Here is a 15,768-nt window from a genome sequence, read left to right on the forward strand (position 1 = left end):
CAAGATTGGGGTAATTGGCAATTCATATGACGTATTATCCTCGCCCACATTTCCTACTAAGTCTTTATATTGGCTCACCACTAGGCCAACGCCTAGTTCTGGTGAGTCCGGCACATTCACGGTTCCGGTCCAAACTTTCTTATCAGCAGGATCAGCCGTTAGCGAAGTAACATTGTTCGTTCCCAATGTTGCCGTGGCCTCTTGCAACTCTTTGTCAAACTCAAGCTTAACGTCTACTGCCTTTCCAATTTCTTGATGCAGTGGATCAAACGTTACTTTAGTAAGCGTAGGTAACACACCTTCTACCCCCAGAACCAAACTATCCCCTTTTCCGGGGATAGTGTTGATGCTCTTATAGCTCTCATCATCGACCCGAATGGTTATGTCTTTATTTTCTCTTTCTGGTGTTATGTATTTGACTGTCCAAGTTATGTTGTCAGTGGTACTCCAAGATAAAGGTTTTAACTCACCACCATTATTCTCATCTAACTTTACGTCTGAAATATCGAATTCTGTGACTTCTTCAGTAAAAGTAAACGTAAGTGGGACTTCGACGCCACCAGCCAAAGGTGTGCTTGCTGTAGTCGATATTGTTAGCTCAGGGACTGTTGCTGCTTCTACTTTGTATATTGTCGTTTTTTCCGTTTGATTGCTGACAGCATCAGACGCGATTACTTTTATCGTGTAATCTCCTGGCGATAATAAGTAGTGGAACACATAAGGGTCGCCATCGTTAGTAGGTTCCGTGATTGACTGCGGCCCTACTGGTAGACCCGAACCATTATCAGCCGTTGATGTTACCGAACTTAAGTTTTTATCAGTCACATCAGCAGTTACATCCAACTTATATTTATCATCCGTCGGCGTCATAGAAACTTGATCCGCAGTGATACCAGTGATAACCGGTAACTCATGATCAACAACAGATTCGATACCTTTGGCATCATAAGTCTTATTAAAAAGCTTAAAGTCTGTAACAGCACGTCCCATTGAGTCAGTGACTGTCACTTTGTACATGTATTCAGCTTGGTCATCAATTGCAAAATCCATGGTACCAGTCGCGCTTGACGACGCGACTCTTCCCTCAAAATTAAGCTGTTCTCCGGCTGTTGGAACCATATCAATGGAATAATGAATTGCCTTGACATGCTCCCCCTCTGTAGACGTAATCGTGAACGATTGACTTTCTTTGGTGAATGCTAGCTTGCCTCCCAGCAAGCTAGTCATGTCATTAAATGAGAGAGTAATAGTCGGCGCTGTCAGATCAATATCGATTGTCTGGTTTTCACTCCAACCTACTTTATCCGTAGCTTGAATGCTAACTCGAAGCTGACTTAACCCTTCTAATTCAGTTTTTGGAAGTTCAAAATAGAGATGTGAGTTATCCACACTTGCCTCTTTGTTGAAAACATGACTCGGGTTCGTTGTTGTATATTTGACAGTAGCGATACCGCTGCCTTCATCTCTGATAGAAAACAGGAATCTAACCAAACTAGGGTCTGTAGGTGATTCACTGACAGTAACATCGCTATCAATTATTGGTTTGCTGTTATCAACCATCACGTCAACTTTGGCTGAACTTGAATCCTCCCATACATCAAGCGCTTGAATGGACGGACTGATCACCTGACCATCTAAAGTGTCACTAAGAGGCGCTTTAAACGTAGAGCATGAGTAGTCATCTCCGCAGTCATTAAATCGTGAGAAATTATCAGGGTTATCTTTTAAGCTATATGACTGACCATCCACTGTGGCAATGAGATTTTCTAGGATAGAGTTATTCCCAACCTTCACTTTGAAGTCCATTGAAAGTTCTGAACCTCGGATAATACTATCGTTCTCAGGGTTCGTTATTGCGATCTGAACTGAACCAGGTGGCGGCAACAACAACTCTAACGCATGATCAGGAGCTGCATTACCTGCTCTATCGGAAAGGTTCTTGATAGTGTAAAGATGCTTTGATATCCCTGAAGCGATAATGTCTGAATAAAGCTCAGTATAGGTGCACGTAGTGAGATCTGCACTAGTACTACAACTTTTCGGCTCAAACGTTAGGTTAAACTTGCTTCTTACCAGTACAGGACGCTTAGTTAGCTCAGTGTTCACTCCGGATAAATTATCTCTAAAGTTCAGAGTGATACTTAAGATTTTGTTTCCATCAGCATCGAAACCAACATTGTTGCTATCAAGCTGGTAGGTATCTTCCTGAGCGGTTGGCGCATCAATATCCATCATGCTAAAGCTAAATTTACTGACCGTCTCTTTATCGTTCTTACCAACAGTTCTGGTGATTAAAACGACAGGCGATACCGACATATTTACGTCCGTCGTCACACTACACTTATAATTTTCTTGCGGATTATTGATCACACCAGAATACGCGTTGCTTGAGCCATCATCTGGCGCTTTGTCCGAGGTGTAATTTTCTCTTACCCAACACTCGAGCGTCTCGGCTTTAACCTCACCCGCAGGTCCGAACTCTACATCCAACGTTTTCCCGGAAATATGAGCTTGGAAGTTCTCAGGTTGAGCAACTGATAGCACCACCCCTTCACGTTGAACGTTTATGATTTCGGATCTTTCAGTTACGGGGCGATCTCCGGTGTTGTATAAAACATTGTTGTATACTTTAAATTTCAACTCGTAGCTACCGTCATTAGAAAGCTCGGCAGAAGTTAGCCTGCCTTTCCATTTTCCAGACTCCTCTTCGCTGAATTGTATACTGTTTGTTGTATCACCGTACTTATAAGTAGCTTCTACTTGAGGAATGCCACTTGCGTCCTCAGCATCGATGGTAATGATCACAGGATCATTACGTGTAATTAATCCATTTGTAATCTCTGTCCCATCTTCATAAGAAAACGACACACTCTTTATGGTAGGCAGCTTATTTTGAACCCTAATTTCATAGTCTATTTCCGTGGTATTTCCACGAACATCAGCACCCTTCAGTCTTATAGTTCTAGTAGAGCTATCACCGTCATTTTGTCCGCCTAAGTTGACCTTCATATCCTCTTCGACTTGAGTATCGGGATTAGAAGGTGTGTCGATAAAACTATTGAATTTCAGGGTATCTTTGTTTACCCCTTCAGTAGATGGCGCACCTGTTTCATTCAAGTCTTGAGCATAAAGAGTAAAGACATAATCACCACGATAGTAACTTTCAGGCTTAAACCCATTCAGTTGTAAGTCAGGTCCTTCCCGATCCAAGATTATGCTTCTTGCCTCTGTATCGGAATAAAAGCCATATTCATCTATCGCTTTAACAAATAGATCAGCTCTATTGTTCTCATCGATCGTAATATTGCCACTTTGAGTACTATTGATCTCAATGTCGAAAGGCTGAGCAGGGTCTTTAGGTTCAATTGAACGTATCGCTTCACTGCTTCCAACCTGCCAAATTTCTACATTGCTCACTTTTGAATCATCTTTCACAGAGGTTAAGCTAACTTTAAAGTTCGGACCTAACACTCCACTCTTTCCAGAGTTGCTGTCAACCACCCAAGGAGTAGCAAGCTCAATCTCAGGGCCTTTGTTATCTACTTGAAAAATGAACTCACCAGTTGCTTCCGCTTTAGGATACGCGCTGTCAATCGCCTTGACATAGAACGTATTTGTCTCTTCATATTTAAATGCGTCAGCAACTAGACGTACCTCTACATTCGGTTGGGTACCAAATAGATAGGGCTCTTCACTCTCAACTGGTTCAGTTTCATAATGCTGTAACGTAAAACGCTTACCAAACTGAGTTTTCATATCCACTTGCACTTCACTCAGTGGACTTAAGTCACCGGCGTCAATATCAGGAACCCACGCTGAGTTCCCTCCCAACCGTTGGTCAATTACCCCACCGTTTACTGCAGGTGCTTCCGAGTCAATTAGTATGTCGAATTTAGGCACATTCACAGTTTGCTGGTTAACTAGGTTTCCTAGGTTATCTTCAGCATTAACATTGACTTTCCAGTTACCATCGCCAGGATAGATAACTTTGCCTTGGCTCTCACAAAGTACTCCTGTACAAAGTTTTACAACAAAAGCATCTTGTTGATTGCTAGCGAACTGCTCGCTCGAGTATTCAACGGTCGCGTTGTTCGAATAGTTCACAAATGACAAGCTTCTTTTATCTAATTGGTCACCAACTACATCTTCAACTTTGAAGGTTAACTCATGCACAGAGTTCGCGTTCAGATAAACATCTTCCCCAATAGGTTGATTATCTGTGTCTTTAGGCGGTATGTAACTCGCCTTCGGATAGTCATTATCAACGTATAAACTCTCAACATGAGGTTCCGCCTCGCTATATCCATTGCCTTTGGTATCGAATGCCGCTGTCTCTAGCGCAAACTCGATGATATCGGTGAGATCTGTTGATTCTGTATTCAGGGTAAAGAAGTACTCTTTTCTAAATTTATTACTATCGCCAGATTCTTGTGGTTTAAGTTCCAATGGAATTTCAGTATTAGGGTCTCCCATTGCATACCACATACTTTGGAATTTCGGGGCTTGGTCACCTTCCTCTACAACCCCAGATGGATCTTCTAACACTACTCTAGATACCACTTCACCCGCGATATAGCGCTTGTTGCCAACCATTGTTTCACGGCCAGTCTCTATTGTTAGTGTTTGTTTCGGAGGATAAATATCAATACTACCGCCACCACTATCAAAGATATTGTCTTCGCCAAGTTTAGGATTAGCCGTAGAAATATCATCGGCATAAAGCTGAGCAATATTATCTGGGATGCCGTATTTTTCAGTCATGATATCGTAGTAAGACTGAGCAAGGTCTTTGCGGTAGGTATCAGAGTCGAACTCGTAATCATCCAATTTGATTTGATTCCCACCAGCGCCAATTCCGTTTGCTTTACCATCGTAGCTAAGATCGTCATAAATAGCGGAGGCGAAATCAGAAGAGTTATTACGAGGTGTGTCCTGAGCTAAGTCGTCAATGGCTTCAACAAGAAAACGATGCAGGTAGTCGTTAGAGAGATCGCTAGGAATTGGCTCCTTCAGCATCTCGTTTGTAGCGTAAGCCGTTACGGTTGGATCGAATCCAAAGAACGATTCGTTACCGCCCGCTAAAGCGTATTTCACTTCTGTCAAAATTTGTGAGGCGCGTTCTGACGTTTTGTCACCGGCTTCTACCTGATTCCAACGATAATCGAACAAACCTGTCTGGTAAGTGGCAAGCTCGGTCACGTAATACGTATTCGAACCGTCAAGTTCAAAATATGCGCCGATATTGGCATTGTTTAGATTAACGCTCGCTTTGGCGCCTGCATCATCTTTCCATTGGTAGTAGTGAGGGTCTGTCCCTTCTACACCAATTAAACGTACTCGCATGAATTCATAATTGACAACGTCAGTCGTGGTCTCACACGAAGCCACATCAAGCGCGCTAGTTTGATCACTTTCTGGCTGCTGAATGGTGGTACAACTTGCTAGAGAGGTGAATTCACCATTTGGGTTCAAACCTTCTAATTGCACACGTGCACCAATGAAAGGGGTCACAACCGTCATCGTAGGTAGGTCAAAACTGCTTCGGAAGTAAACTTCTTGGGTCGCACTTTCATTGTCGGACTCGTCGATGGTTTGAATCACCAGTTTCTGACTGGCGTTTTCTGAAACGTTTTTAAAACCATCACCAAGTACCTCTTTTACGAAAGGAACGTAGTAAATAACCTCATCGACTCTGCCTTCGCTATCTAAAATAGTTTCGTGAGGAATACTCGCGGTGATAGTGTCCGTCGAGGCCACGGTTTGTGTTGTGTTTTGAAATGCGTAGTTGTTGTCGTTGTTTTGGCTTACGTAGTACTTCACGACTAGTTTAAGTTTGTCAGCACTTGAGCCTAAAACAGTATCAGAGTTCACATCGGAAACTCGAACTCGTACGTAAGGGATCTTATTCTGTTTTAACAGGTTAACGTTAAAGTTCGCGAAATCAACGCCATCAATTGATTTCAAGCCAGAAGCAGCATAGACATAATCGATCTTCAAGTAGTCTCTACTCGACTGAACATTGTCTGATGTATAAGTATCTTGCGTGTAAACCCCTTCGTACGTAGACCTTTCTCCATCGACGGTCACATTAACGTAGTTCATCGATGTCCCTTCAGGGTACGTAATGATCTGAGCAGGAGCTTGATCGTCACGGCTTACTGCATGCTGGTATTCACCGACGTTGTCTTTGGTGTCAGTGGCCTTAACATCGAACGTAGTCGTAGATAAGAATTCGTCCGTCGAATAGGCTTTACTAAATTCACAAGCACTGCCCGACTCTGCCGTTACAGGAGTACAAGCCACATCTTCTGGGAGCCCGCTTTTAAATGAAACGCTGACAGACTTAATGTCTTGAGACGCTTCTTTTACTATGCCTTTTAATACGTACTCTTGAAGTTCGTTGTTGATAGCGCTTGCAGAAGTAACAGAGATGACTGGGGCATCATTATCCCACTCGAAATTTATGTAATGGCCTGAATTGCTACCAGGAACAAGTTCATTACCTAAAACGTCTGCCGTGTAAAACACCAAACGAGCAGCTGTTACATTAGAAAGGCCTGTGTCTGAGTCAATCTCAACGGCATCAATGGCTTTTGTATCGACACTTACTTTGATGTTTGTTTCACGAACACCGACTTCAAATCCGCTTGCGTCTACCGAACAAAACTCACTGCCAGAAGTCTGTTGGTCGTTACATTTGAATTCGCCTGACCAAGCACCATGTAATTGGTATTGCACATAAGCAGAAACAGATTGAACACCGATATCATCATTAAGTCTGATATCTACGCTATCTGTTCTTGCTAATACATCACTATCGGTGCGCGTTACGGTCGGTGGTGTTGTATCGATTTCGGTTTCATCACGTGGTGGAATAACACCATCGGTCGTACCATGGCTTCCCAAGTCATTAATTTTTTGACTAAAAGCAACGTAATCATCAGCATCCGTACCTGAGATGTTAAGCTCTGGGTCGTTCACTACAATCAAAACGTGTTGAGAAAGATCTTGAGTGTAAATGTCGCTGGTAATTCTCTGCTGACCAAACGTAAGCGGCGTCACTGCACCTGTCGAGTCACTGATTTCTAAGCCGTCTAGAAGACCATCAGCGATGACATCACGAAATTGAATGTCAGCGAAATGCATTGAGGTATAGACGTTATCTTCTGACTGACCGTATTTTTCGATAAGATCATAAGAAAATGAAGAGTATGCTGTTAGCAAAGCTCCATATTGGTGACCAGGAGTGGCAAAGCTACTTTGACCACCTTTCGTTATGTCAATCGGAGTGGTTTCATTGACATTGAACCCGTACATCCCATTGATGCTATCTAAGGCTTCAGAGACCGCATCTGAGCCAGATTCCCCACCGGAAATCTTAAACTTAGCTAAACCAGAAACGATATTCGTCAGTGGTGTGAGCATTAATTTTTGGTCACTACCTTCACTAAAGTTCACGACCCCCTCTAAACGCAAGGTTTTATTCGCGCTCGATGACACAATTTCTTTTGTGAGAGGATCGGTGTAGCTACCTTGCTGCGCGACGACATACAAAGGCATCGAAGAGGATTCGAATTCAAGCTTGTAATCACCAAAGGCATCAGAAGTCGTGCTTGCAAGCAATCTGCCGACTTTTCCATCCTTGTATTCAAACACCTCGATCTTGGCGCCATTGACCGGAGCGTCAAAAACGTTACCTGAGATGCTTCCTGTATTCCTAGCTGGCGGTGTATTGTCACCACCATCCCCACCGCCACATGCACTCAATAAAAGTGAAGCAGCCATGAGACCTAACGTTGGTTTTAGCGTATTTTTAGTGAACATAGTAATTTGGCAGAGTATATTTTGCCGCGATTATATTATTGTCTAGGATTTTCTCAACGTGACAAAATAACCATAAAATCAAACATAAACGCTAAGAAAATAGGTAGTTTTAAACCTCTTTAGCAGCGCTACTTCACATCTATCGTTATTTAATTAGTAAAAACACAGGAATTGGCTATAACGGCGTGTAAGATTTTATTTTAAATATTATACTCCCCTCAATTTTTCGCCTTTAAGCATAATTTCGATTTAATGACAAGTTTAATATTAAGACAACATACACAAAACATTGCTCTACCCCTTGTGCTCATTGCATTCGTCATCATTGCCGGCGTGTCTTTTACTCATCATCTACTTACTCCTGAAGAGCAACCAAGCGTAGCCACCCAAAAACCTCAAGCCGTTGTTTCTAATAAAATAATCCACAGTAACATCGAACACATCTACGAGACGTACTTTCAGCGAACCAAGATCACCACAGGCGTGATCGATTACTCTTTCGTGACTTCTTTGATTAATGCAGGATTATCTCAGCGAGAGATAAAATCTTTGATAAAATTAATCGAAAATGAATTCGACATTATTGGTTCGGTAAGAAAAGGTGACAAGTTCTCAATAAAAACCCGAACCAATAGTTATAATGAAAAATACATCAGTTCTTTTTACTATTCCGGTAGTAAAAGAGACTTCTTTGTTATTAACGATGGCGACAATAACGCATACGATGAATATGGCAATAAGTTAATTCGAAAGCCATATTATTCATTTCCACTAGCGAAAAAGTACAAAATTAGCTCTGGTTTTAATTTGAAGCGAAAACATCCAGTAACAGGTTTAATCGCACCACACTTGGGTACTGATTACGCCGTCCCAATTGGAACACCAATACAGAGTATTGCAGATGGTGTCGTCGTGAAGTCACGCTACAATCGTTTTGCCGGTAATTACATTAATATCCGCCACACCAACGGTTCTATGTCTCGTTACTTACACCTGTCTCGTAGCGATGTTCGTGTGGGTGACCACGTAACGAAAGGACAAACCATCGGCCGAACTGGTAATACGGGAAGAACAACAGGCCCTCACCTGCACTTAGAATTAATTGTGGATGGTGTGCCTGTTGATTACGCTCGTTACATCCGCACTAACCCTGCTCCACCGGTGAACATGCAAATGATGTTAGCTGCAAGAACTGAGCGCGCAGAACTGATCAACGAACTACTCGACTCCGCCTCTTAACGCCCTCTTGTCTCTTCTAATTCAGCTCATTGCGGCATAGTTTTCTACGACACAATGAGCTGATTACGCTTGAAAGAGAACACCCTTCGACTTGAAAGTAACCGCATTGCCGCTAAAACAGGGCTTAAGCCCCTAAATATCTGTCTGTCAGTCTGCTCTAACATTTCCGCTCTCTCAATAAAGTGTTAAGATCCTCACATGACTCGCTGTAGTGGTAACGAGTGGTGATGATTACTCCACTCCCTAAACATCCCCATAAATGATGTAACTAAGCTAAGTAACCCACCAGCATAACCATGAAACAATAAGGCGATTTTTCAAATGGTTAACAACTCTATCCAGTGGTTCCCGGGCCACATGCATAAAGCACAAAAAGAGATTGCAGAAGCGATCCCTCAAATAGATGTCATTATTGAAGTGCTTGATGCTCGTATCCCTTTTAGTAGTGAAAACCCTATGATCGCGGAGCTCAAAGGCGATAAGCCAGTAGTAAAAGTGCTTAACAAACGTGATCTTGCGGACCCGGAGTTAACTCAAGTTTGGATTGACCACTTCGAGAAAGAGCACAACGTAAAAGCGATTGCTATTACCACCTCTCAACAGGCTGAAGTCCTAAAAATTATGGAGTTGGTACGTAAACTTGCCCCGCATCGTGAAGAAATTGGCAAGAACATTCGTACCATGATCATGGGTATTCCAAACGTTGGTAAATCCACCATTATCAATGCGTTAGCGGGCCGCACTATCGCAGTGACGGGTAACCAACCAGCGGTTACACGTCGTCAGCAACGTATTAACCTTCAAAATGGTATCGTTCTTTCTGACACTCCGGGGATTCTATGGCCAAAAGTAGAAAACCCACACAGTGGCTTCCGTCTTGCTGCAACCGGCGCGGTAAAGGACACTGCAATGGAATACGATGAAGTCGCGTTCTACACGGTGGAATACCTAGCGGCTCACTACCCTGAAAAGCTAAAAGAGCGCTACCAAATCGACGAACTGCCACAATCGGATATCGAGATGATGGAAGAGATCGGTCGTCGCCGCGGTGCATTACGTGCTGGCGGACGAGTAGACCTTCACAAAGTGTCTGAGATCCTTCTTCATGAACTTCGTCAAGGCACATTGGGACAAATCACTCTTGAACTGCCTGAGATGATCACTCAAGAATTGATTGAAGTAGAGATTGAAACCGCTCGTAAAGAAGAAGAAAAAGCAAAACGCAAAGAAGAACGTCGTAAGCGTTACCTTCGTAACAAGCGATAATCCCTCTCTTAACTTCCCTCCTAAGGCACGTGATACACGTGCCTTTTTTTATGCTTAAATTTTTTCATTGCAGTGCAAAAGAGCGACGCTTTTCTCATTATTTATGGAATGAAAACCACTAAACGTAGCGCTACCTACATCCACTAACAATTTGTCCTCCAGTTAAATTTTGTAGGAAAAATCGAACAAATTCATAAATATTAATTATGTGTTTTAACGGTTATTTTTTAAGCGCGATCTTAGTTAGACCCCCGAATGGTAAGGAGTTACAAAGCTCACCCAACCCTTAAATGCCGAGTTTGCAGGCGCACGCAAACTTATGCAACTTGGCTAATGACACCTCACTCATATTAGTCAAACTATATAACTGTCAGCGCTGGCGTTTTTCTGTATTACGAAGAGAACTTATTATGAGTGATAAACTGAAAACGAAACGACTTCCTTCCTTTGTTGAGGAACGCCTGGACTTTTATATTCAAGATCTGATTGAACAGAACGAGAACCAAAAGCACTTGGTATTAGGGAAACGACCGCAACCCGAAGCTGTGGTCATGCAGAGTAACGATTACTTATCGCTATCTCATAACCAACAGATTCAAAAAGCTCACCGAGATGCGATATCTGAGCATGATGATAACGTCGTTATGTCTGCGATTTTCTTGCAAGATGATGATTCGAAGCCTGCATTTGAAACGCAACTTGCGGATTACGTCGGCATGGGGAGTTGCTTGCTTTCCCAATCGGGATGGGCTGCGAATATAGGATTGTTGCAGACCATTTGTCCGCCTGAAACGCCGGTCTATATCGACTTCTTTGCGCATATGTCCTTGTGGGAAGGTATTCGGGCCGCAGGAGCACAAGCGCATCCGTTCATGCACAACAACATGAGCCACTTGCGTAAGCAGATCCAGCGTCATGGGTCAGGCGTTATCGTGGTAGATTCGGTCTACAGCACGATAGGCACGATCGCCCCACTCCACGACATCTACGAAATGGCGCGTGAGTTTGATTGTGCTTTAGTGGTGGATGAATCCCACTCGTTAGGAACACACGGCCCCAACGGCTCTGGCTTGGTAAAAGCGCTGGAACTCACTGATCAAGTAGATTTCATTACTGTCAGTCTGGCAAAAACCTTTGCTTATCGAGCAGGAGCGATTCTCGGCCCAGAAAAACTGGCGCGAACGTTACCATTCGTTGCGTTCCCGGCCATTTTTAGTTCAACGGTTCTGCCACAAGAAGTCATTCGACTAGAGAAAACGCTCGAAGTGATTAAAGAAGCCGATGATAAACGAACTATGTTGTTCAATCGCGCTAAAGAGCTCAGAACGGGCCTTAAGCAGATTGGTTTTAATATCCGCAGTGAATCACAAATTATCGCGTTAGAGTGCGGTAGCGAGCGTAATACCGAGCGAGTACGTGACTTCTTGGAAGAACGTAATGTCTTTGGCGCTGTATTTTGTCGCCCGGCAACGGGAAAGAATAAAAACATTATTCGATTCTCAATCAACGCCGACATGACGTCTCGTGACATTGACCATGTGCTGACAGCATGTCAGGAAGCGTATAACCATCCAGAACTAGAGTTTGTTTAACAGATCATAAACGGCACGTTTGAATGGAAGCTTGTGACTGCCGAAAAACAAAGAGCTCAGCGTTATGCTGAGCTCTATTATGACCGTTTGCTTCCCCGTGGTGATACCGGGTTAACAATACGAGGAGTTAAGACGACTAGGTTAAGAACGCTAGGTTATATCCAATTAGCAATCTTGTCGAACAGCCTGTTCTTGTCGGCTGGTTTTACGATGAAATCCGACATCCCCGATGAGCCAATCTTATCTAGTGTAATCGGTGAGCTGTCGCCAGTATGCGCAATGATAGGCACCGTTGAATACGCCTTGTTTGAACCTCGAATCCGACGGGACGCCTCCACACCATCCATCACAGGCATTTCAATGTCCATTAAAATCAAATCGACATCGTTCGCATCTAACGCGTTGATTGCTTGCTGGCCATCTTCTTTCTGAATCACGTCGAAGCCCTGCTTCTCGAGCAACATAGCCGTAAACTTGCGTAAAGACTCGTTGTCGTCCACCACCATAATGGTGCGCTTGTTTGTCGAATCCAGAGGTTTCACCGGCATCACTGGCACTACGTAATTTGCATCATAGAGCAGACGGTCGATGGTTGCTCTGGTGTTTAGCAGCCATGCTTGGGTTTCTACCCAAATCGGCTCGAAAGACACGTTTCTTGCGCGTTGAATTGGATGGTGCTCAAAGAGATACACGATTCGTGCTTCAGTAAAGGAGAGCAAAGATTCAACTTTATCGAGGTGACTCCCTCGCACGTCTAAGCTTTCCATGTCGATCAGTATTAAATCAAACTCGAATTCGTACTCTTTCTTCTTCATCATCGCTGGTACATCAAGTACCGTGAGCTCGAATCCCATAAAGCGCGCAATATCAGTGACTTTCGAGACTAAAATGTTTTGCTCACTCACAAACAAAATCGTTTTTAGCTTCGTTAATTCACTCTTAATCTCTTTGACTGCGTTTGAGCCAATAGTTGGGAACGTCATGGTAAATTGTGACCACTCGCCGACTTCCGATTGACAACGGATATCGCCACCAAACGAGCGCATCACTTTCTTACAGAAAGGCAAACCAAGGCCGTAGTTTCCGGATTTACCCGTGGTATAAAAGTCTTGGAAAATACTCTGAAGTACATCCGGAGAAATGCCCGAACCATTATCTGTCACCACGATTTGGTTAGTGAACTCATCGCTATACATGGTGACGTGAATATGGAAATCTTCGGAACTACGATGATGGAACGCATTCTTGAATAAGTTGTACATCACATACTTAAGCAATGTATCGCTGCCTAAGAAATCGAACTCACTTCTTACGTCTAAAGAGATCGCGAAACGGTCGGTGGAACGTTTGTAACTGAAACTTTCGATCGCACTCTCGACAACGGTTTGTGCTGAATGCTTTTTGAATGTTGAGCGAGATACACGGTTCTCATCAATTGAAGTAAGCAGCAAATCAATGGTTTCATTCCCTGAGTGGATGATCTTCATCGCGTCACTGCTAACTTCTCGTAACAGTGTCACGTCTTCATCGCTTAACGTGTATTGCGCCTTCTTACCCTCTTTTGGATTTGGCAGAACCGATTGAATGACATCAATAGAAGTCAGCAAACCGCTCAGTGGGTTTCGCATCTCATGTGCAATGCCGGCACCAAAAGATTTCGCCAATGATACTTTTGCTTCGTGCTCAACCTGATTTCTGAAGTAGAACAAGTTACCGAACAGGTAGATAAACAAGAAGATTGGAACGTGTGTCCAATCCATTGTGAGTTCGAGGTGGAACCCTTGCGCTATCCAAGCGAAGAATGTCGCAAGCCCAATACCGGCAAAGGTCTGAGCAAACATGACCCAAGTGATATGGACGAGCAGAATATGAAGAAATATCGCCGACATAAACGACATCACCCATACATTCGACCAGTTGTTCATCAGCAACATGTAAAAGAAGAAACAGGGTAAGCAGAGCGTTATGGCGACTTGATAATAAGCAGGTAAAAACCGACGCCATTCAAATGGCACACGGTTACGATAAATGATACCGAAGAATAAAATTGAGCAAAGGACACGAAGTGGCAAGTTTTCGTATGGTTGTGGGAACATAAATGCCCAGACCACGTAGTAAATTGGAAAGCCGACAAAACCCATCCATCCTACAAGGGTAAGATTGGGTTCTGCGTACTGATATACTTTGCGAATCGCGTCCATATTTACTTTATCTACTGAGCCTAGCGTTTACTGATTTTGTGTTTTGCATTGTTTTGTTTATATTTGCTTTCCAATTATATATTAGTTAACGCACATAAGCAGTGAGACATTAATCAAATATTTCGCGACGCTCTACTTTAAATTCAGCGCTTTATATTCACAAAACTAATAATTAGGCAAATTTGATTGTTAATTCAACAGAAAATGGGATGTAACGCAAAGCCTTGTACATGAATGCCGTGCAACATACACACAGCGAAGCAACCCACTCTCTCCTATTCAACTTATCAAACAAGGACACCTATGCAATCAATAGCAATCAAAAATGTCGTATTCGATGTAGGTAATGTGTTAGTGAGATGGTCGCCATTAGAAATTGTAAGGCTGACATTTGGCAATGATGTCGACGCCGAGGCGTTAGCCAAAGACTTGTTTATGAACGCAATCTGGTTAGATTTGAACAAAGGGCTTATTACTGAAGCACAAGCAAAACAGCGATATCAATCAGAAAAAGCACTTTCAGATAGCGATGTCGAACGTTTCTTTTATTACGTGAAACACACCCAATTACTGATGTATGGCAGTGTCGAGCTTCTCAAACGCATCAAAGCCGCAGGATATAACGTGTTCGCACTGACCGACAACGTGGTAGAGATCGTCGAATTTCTAAAAGCCACTTACGACTTTTGGCCACTATTTGAAGGCGCGACAGTATCAGCAGAGCTGGGATTGTTAAAGCCTCAGCCAGAGATTTATCAAAGCTTGTTGGAAACCCATCAACTCCTAGCACAAGAAACCGTGTTCCTTGATGATATGCCTTATAACGTTGAAGGGGCACGAGCGGTAGGGTTAGCGGCAATTCAATTTAAACATGCAGAACAGTGTGAACATGAGTTAAAAGCGATGGGATTACGTTTTTAGGGTGATACGAACTAAAAAGAGCAGCACGTCGCTGCTCTTTTCTGAATTAGGCTTCTGGTTACAACCGTTACGAGTAAACCACGTTTTCTTCTATGCCATTAACCAGTGATTGTGCATTTGACCAACGGAACACTTTCTCAAGGACTTCACCACCACCCGGCGCTTTCCAATTGCGTTCTTGGCATTCTTGTCCACCAATATGCTGGTAGAACTGGATGGCTGGTTCATTTTGAGAAATCACTTCAAGGTACAAGCCACTGTCTTTAAAGTACTGTTGTTGCCATTCTGCAACCGCCAATAAAAGTTGCTTCCCGATCCCGCGACCGCGATAACTGTCATCCACATGAAGCGCTTCAATAAAACTGCCGCGTTCAAAATCATGATTCCCAAACACACAAACAAAACCGAGAAGAAGCCCGCCCTCTTCGGCTAACACAACATGCTGGTTGAATGGTGGGTTGGTTAAGCGAGTTTGCCAAATCAACAATTTATCGTCGATGGCTTCGCTATCAAGGTAACCATCACTTAGCATACCACGGTAGTGACGCTTCCAACTGTCCACGTGCAACTGCGCGATGCGTTCATAATCCTTATATTCCGCTAATCGTAATTCCATTACGTATTCCTATGTTCTTTTATTGCTTCTCTAACGAGCTTTGGCATTTTCCACCTCTTTAACTACATATTTTTGGCAGATTTTACAAATCTATAGCCACAGCTCATTG

The 15,768-nt window shown here is 43.2% G+C and carries 7 protein-coding genes; 4 read left to right on the forward strand and 3 right to left on the reverse strand.

Going from position 1 to position 15,768, the window contains the following annotated elements; translation table 11 throughout:
• A partial coding sequence (locus tag KIT90_RS00005; protein WP_285374343.1) for an Ig-like domain-containing protein occupies positions 1 to 7,785 on the reverse strand: 7,785 nt, incomplete at its 3' end.
• Positions 7,786 to 8,076: 291 nt separating this feature from the next.
• On the opposite strand from KIT90_RS00005, the gene KIT90_RS00010 reads away from it, so the two are divergent.
• The 3 genes from KIT90_RS00010 (at position 8,077) to cqsA (ending at position 11,921) form a co-directional block, all read left to right on the forward strand.
• Positions 8,077 to 9,063 carry a peptidoglycan DD-metalloendopeptidase family protein gene (locus KIT90_RS00010; RefSeq protein WP_285374344.1) on the forward strand — a complete coding sequence of 329 codons (987 nt, stop codon included), beginning with the start codon at positions 8,077 to 8,079 and terminating at the stop codon, positions 9,061 to 9,063.
• A 321-nt stretch (positions 9,064 to 9,384) separates the two neighbouring features.
• The gene (gene ylqF / locus KIT90_RS00015; RefSeq protein WP_009704187.1) at positions 9,385 to 10,329 is read left to right on the forward strand and encodes a ribosome biogenesis GTPase YlqF; all 945 of its coding nucleotides are present in this window, start codon (positions 9,385 to 9,387) and stop codon (positions 10,327 to 10,329) included.
• Positions 10,330 to 10,619: 290 nt separating this feature from the next.
• The gene (gene cqsA, locus KIT90_RS00020) at positions 10,620 to 11,921 is read left to right on the forward strand and encodes an alpha-hydroxyketone-type quorum-sensing autoinducer synthase (RefSeq protein ID WP_285374345.1); all 1,302 of its coding nucleotides are present in this window, start codon (positions 10,620 to 10,622) and stop codon (positions 11,919 to 11,921) included.
• Between the two features lie 155 nt (positions 11,922 to 12,076).
• Here the strand turns inward: cqsA and KIT90_RS00025 are convergent, their stop codons facing one another.
• Positions 12,077 to 14,122, reverse strand: coding sequence for a hybrid sensor histidine kinase/response regulator (locus KIT90_RS00025; RefSeq protein WP_032801937.1), 2,046 nt, complete (start codon positions 14,120 to 14,122; stop codon positions 12,077 to 12,079).
• A 303-nt stretch (positions 14,123 to 14,425) separates the two neighbouring features.
• On the opposite strand from KIT90_RS00025, the gene KIT90_RS00030 reads away from it, so the two are divergent.
• Positions 14,426 to 15,043: an HAD family phosphatase gene (locus tag KIT90_RS00030; RefSeq protein WP_285374348.1), complete on the forward strand. Its 618-nt coding sequence runs from the start codon at positions 14,426 to 14,428 to the stop codon at positions 15,041 to 15,043.
• Between the two features lie 67 nt (positions 15,044 to 15,110).
• Here KIT90_RS00030 and KIT90_RS00035 read toward each other — a convergent pair whose 3' ends face one another.
• The gene (locus tag KIT90_RS00035; RefSeq protein ID WP_005437703.1) at positions 15,111 to 15,659 is read right to left on the reverse strand and encodes a GNAT family N-acetyltransferase; all 549 of its coding nucleotides are present in this window, start codon (positions 15,657 to 15,659) and stop codon (positions 15,111 to 15,113) included.
• Positions 15,660 to 15,768 lie beyond the last annotated feature (109 nt).

This window comes from Vibrio sp. B172a, assembly GCF_030248355.1.
GTDB lineage: Bacteria > Pseudomonadota > Gammaproteobacteria > Enterobacterales > Vibrionaceae > Vibrio > Vibrio owensii.

Bases quoted from the DNA above. Each gene is read 5' to 3' on its own strand.
- KIT90_RS00010 (WP_285374344.1), top strand. From the start codon at position 8,077: ATGACAAGTTTAATATTAAGACAACATACACAAAACATTGCTCTACCC.
- ylqF (WP_009704187.1), top strand. From the start codon at position 9,385: ATGGTTAACAACTCTATCCAGTGGTTCCCGGGCCACATGCATAAAGCA.
- cqsA (WP_285374345.1), top strand. From the start codon at position 10,620: ATGCCGAGTTTGCAGGCGCACGCAAACTTATGCAACTTGGCTAATGAC.
- KIT90_RS00025 (WP_032801937.1), bottom strand. From the start codon at position 14,122: ATGGACGCGATTCGCAAAGTATATCAGTACGCAGAACCCAATCTTACC.
- KIT90_RS00030 (WP_285374348.1), top strand. From the start codon at position 14,426: ATGCAATCAATAGCAATCAAAAATGTCGTATTCGATGTAGGTAATGTG.
- KIT90_RS00035 (WP_005437703.1), bottom strand. From the start codon at position 15,659: ATGGAATTACGATTAGCGGAATATAAGGATTATGAACGCATCGCGCAG.